At 55.9% G+C, this 3593-nt stretch carries 4 protein-coding genes; all 4 read right to left on the reverse strand.

What is annotated here, in order from left to right; translation table 11 throughout:
• Positions 1–417 (reverse strand): CDP-diacylglycerol--glycerol-3-phosphate 3-phosphatidyltransferase (gene pgsA, locus lacNas_RS02080; RefSeq protein ID WP_201335955.1); only part of this gene is annotated, 417 nt, incomplete at its 3' end.
• 44 nt (positions 418–461) lie between these two features.
• Complete coding sequence (locus lacNas_RS02085) at positions 462–1637, reverse strand: helix-turn-helix domain-containing protein (protein ID WP_201332041.1); 1176 nt, start codon at positions 1635–1637, stop codon at positions 462–464.
• A gap of 66 nt (positions 1638–1703) precedes the next feature.
• Complete coding sequence (ymfI, locus tag lacNas_RS02090; RefSeq protein ID WP_201332042.1) at positions 1704–2432, reverse strand: elongation factor P 5-aminopentanone reductase; 729 nt, start codon at positions 2430–2432, stop codon at positions 1704–1706.
• Positions 2429–3593, reverse strand: a 1165-nt coding sequence (locus lacNas_RS02095; RefSeq protein ID WP_201346537.1) for a M16 family metallopeptidase, incomplete at its 5' end; no start/stop codon positions are given. The genes lacNas_RS02095 and ymfI, both read right to left, overlap by 4 nt.

Consider the following 3593-nt stretch of genomic DNA (forward strand, 5'->3'; position numbering starts at 1 on the left):
GGTCGTCTTGATCTTGCCCGGCATGGCAGCTGCCATGACCTTGCCGTTGTTTTCAACGACAATCAGGCGCAGGCCGGTTACGGCCAGTTCACGGCAGACGATGATTGCCACTACCCAGGCCGGAGCCAGGTTCAGCTCAACCATGAAGATAAAGGCCGTCATCGTCAGCATCTTGTCGGCCAGCGGGTCGGCAAATTTACCAAAGTTCGTCACCAGTCCCCGGGAACGGGCGATATGGCCGTCAAACCAGTCGGTCGCGGACGCAACCGCGAAGACGATCATGGCAACCACCCGGCTCCACAGGATTTCGGTGCCGGCCAGGTTGAAGGATCCGGCTGGCCACTGGGCGATCAGCAAAATCATGAAGACTGGGATCAAGAAGATCCGGAAAACGGTCAATTTATTTGGTAGATTCATTGCTTTAAATTCCTCACTTTTTAAGAATCAACGGGCTTTAAGTCCTACTGTCTGCTGCTTGAAGCGGCAGATGACTGGCTGACTGATGACTGGCTGCTTGGAGCCGCACTTGATGAAGCCCGTGAGCTGTAAGTCTGAGCGCTGGAGCTGGCAGCTGAGCTGCTGGCTGCGGTACTGCTGCTTGAGTAAGTATTGGTGTTCGTATTCGTGTTTGTGTTGGTGTTAGTGTTGGTATTCGTGCTCGTGTTGGTAGTCGCAGAGCTGGTCGTGCTTGAGCTGCTTGATTCTGAGCTGCTTCCCAGGTAGATGGTCAGCCGCGTCGTCCCGTTGACTGGAGTGAACGGAATCTTCTTGCCGCCTACCGTTACCGTCACGCCGGTGTCAGTGCCCAGGTAAACGATCAGGGTTTCACCCTTCTTGACCGTTTCAGTGTGCTTCTCGCCGCTTTGCAGCGTACCTTGGTTGGTGATCACGTTGTCAACAGAAACGTAGTAGTAGATGCTCTGCTGACTGGAACGGACAACCAGTGAAGTGCTGGACTTGATCCCGGTCACGCGGTAGCTTGACCCGCCAAGGGAAGCAACCTTGATGGAGCTGGTCTTCTTCTTAGAAGAAGATGAAGCTGCTGAAGACGAGCTCTTCTTGCTGGAAGACTTCTTGGAACTGATCGTGACGCTGGAACCGGCGTTTTCCTTCTGGCTGCTTGAGCCGGTCTTGTGCATGTTCGCGAAAACCATCCCCGCGATCAAAAGCAGCAAAGCGATCCCGCAGCCCAGTGCCAGCCGCGGCACCAGCTTGCGCCACTTGGCATCCTTGGCCGGTGCGTCGTCGGCAGTCCGGTTGCTTGGCCGGCTTTCAGCGATCCGGGCCGGTCTGGTTTCCATTTCCGGCGCTTCTTGGCTTTCCCGGTCTTCTTGAACTGGAGTCACTTCTTCGGCTTCTTCTTCCGGCTGGCTGCTTTCTTCAGCTGCCTCGTTCGTGACTTCATTAACGACGTCCCCTTGATATTGGCTCAGCAGCTCCTTGCCGTCCAAGCCAACGATCTGCGCGTACTGCCGAATGAAGGCCCGGACGTAGAAGTCGCCCGGCAGCTTGTCGAATTCGTTGTTTTCGATTGCTTCCAAGTAGCGGCTCTGGATCTTCGTTGCCTTTTCAATATCGGAAATTGAAAGACCCTTGGCCTCTCTTGCCGTACGTAGTTGTTCTCCAATGCCTGACATTATTAACCTCTTCAATCACTTAAAATCTGTTTATCAATTATAGCACAATGACGTTAATCGTGTCGCCTATTCTAGCCAACCGCCACTGACATAAATCGTCTGGCCGGTCAAATAGTCGCTTTCCGGATTCAGCAGGCAGTCTACCCAGTAGGCGATTTCGCGCGGCTTGGCCAAGTGGCCGGCCGGAATCTCCTCGCTCAGTTCCCTGAGCGTTTCTTCAGAAAACATTGCGTTCATCGGCGTGTTGACCGCGCCGGGTGCCACGACGTTGACCGTAAAGCGGCTGGCGGCGACTTCCCGGGCATAGGCCTGGGCAAAGCGGCTGATGCCGCCTTTGGTCGCGCTGTAGACTGCTTCCATCGCGCTGCCCTGGCCGCCGTAAACCGAACCCAGATAGACGATCCGGCTGTGCTCTTGCTTGAGCAGCTGCCCTTCAAGCAGCTTGGTCAGCTTGATGGGATTTTCCAGATTGACCTTGATGATCCGTTCAATCGTCTGCGAGCTCTGGCTGCCCAAAAAATCGTAATCCGTGATTCCCTGGGCAAAAACCACCGCGTTGACCGGCAGCAGGCCGGCAGCAAAACTTTGCAGCTGCTCGTCGCTGGCCAGGAAGTTCAGCTTGATCGGCATGAAGTCCTGCAGCGGATGCTGCTGGCTCAGCTGGTCAGCCAGACTGCTGGCTTCTTCCCAGTTGCTGTTGCAGTGCAGGTACAGGGACCAGCCCGAGTCTGCCAGGCGGCTGGCGATTGCTTGCCCGATCCCGCCGGTGGCGCCAAAAATCAAAGCACGTTTCATTGCTCATCCTCCTCGCCCGCGCGGACGGAATTGATGCCGGCCCCGCTCAGCAGGTCCTGGCAGTATGCCTGGTAGTCCGCGAAACTCAAGGCCTGCATCCGTTCGACATTGGCAAACAGGTCCTCGCCGTCCAGGCTTTCCTCGGCCATTTCGACCGCGAAGCCGGACAAGTTGTCCAGTCCGCGCACCGTCTGGGCCAGCCAGCTGCGCTTTTGAATTTCAAAAAGCTGGTTCATTTCCGCCTGCTTTTGCGGGCTGAAAAGCTGCCCCGGCTCCAGCTCGGCCTTGATGCGGTCAATGACCGCCGCGCCGTCCGGGCTCATCCCGAACAAGACCGCGTAGGCTCCCTGCCTGGTATAGGTCACGCTGATCTGCAGCGGCTGGCTCAAAAGCTGGTCCTGCCGCATCCGGGCAAACCAGCTGCTCATTGCGCCCAGCTTTGATTCTAGCATGATTTCCAGCAAAATTTGAGCCATATCCCGACTTGCTAAAACTTTCTTAAAGTTTGGCAAAAGGAGCTCAACCGCAAGCAAAGGTACTTCCTGGCCCGGCAAAAGCCAGTCTTCTCCCTGGCTTAATACCGGCAGCAGGTCGCTGTCTTTTTGCTTCGTCCCGGAAGCAAAATACTGTTCTGACAGCTTCTTGGCCTGGCGGAGAATCGTTTTGACCTGGTTGTCGGAAAAATCGCCGCAGGCCACAAAGGACATGCGCTCGGCCACGTAGTTTTCCCGGTAAGCCGCCAGCAGCGTTTCCTTGGTCACGCTGGCAATCGATTCCTTGGTCCCGGCCACGTCAATGGCCAGGTTGCTGTCGCCATAGCTGCCGCGCAGCAGCTTGTCACCCAGAATCCAGTCGGGTTCATCTTGATACATGGCCAGTTCCTGCTGGATGATCGGGATTTCTTTTTGCACGTTCTCATCCGTGAAATAAGGCTCCCCGACCAGCTTGAAAAGCAGGTCAAGCATGGGAGCGACGTTTTTGACCCCGCTGCAGTAGTACATGGTCTCATTGAAAGAGGTAAAGGCGTTCACGTCGGCGCCCATTTTTTCAAATTCAAGCGACAAGTCGCCGCTTTCCGCGGCAAAAAGCTTGTGTTCCAGAAAATGGGCCAGGCCCGGCAGCGGCTGCGGGTCGCTGCTGCCAAAATCCACGATGATGCCC

The sequence above is a fragment of the Lactobacillus nasalidis genome (genome assembly GCF_016587775.1).
GTDB lineage: Bacteria > Bacillota > Bacilli > Lactobacillales > Lactobacillaceae > Lactobacillus > Lactobacillus nasalidis.